We start from the raw sequence: 213 nt of genomic DNA, 5'->3' as shown, positions 1-213 counted from the left end.
CTCTGTCGTTCGTCGTTAAACAGGTCTAGGTGATTGACAAAAACCAGTGCGGCGGACGCAAAAAGCCGAAATCACATTGGCGAGAAAAACTTAACCCGAAAACAGCGGAGTTCATCCATTATGTATGCCTTGGTTCTCGATAAAAACAAAAAACCGCTAGACCCGACCCATCCCGCTAAAGCCAGAAAAATGCTAAAAGCAGGACGAGCTAAG

The 213-nt window shown here is 46.0% G+C and carries 1 protein-coding gene; it reads left to right on the top strand.

Annotated features, from left to right (window positions below; genetic code table 11):
• Window positions 1-75 precede the first annotated feature (75 nt).
• The coding region (locus AS151_RS20470) for an RRXRR domain-containing protein (protein ID WP_244532815.1) at window positions 76-213 on the top strand (138 nt) is incomplete at its 3' end.

Origin of the sequence: Geitlerinema sp. PCC 9228, assembly GCF_001870905.1 — a bacterium.
Classification (GTDB): domain Bacteria; phylum Cyanobacteriota; class Cyanobacteriia; order Cyanobacteriales; family PCC-9228; genus PCC-9228.
This window is presented reverse-complemented; position numbering and strand designations above follow the sequence as displayed.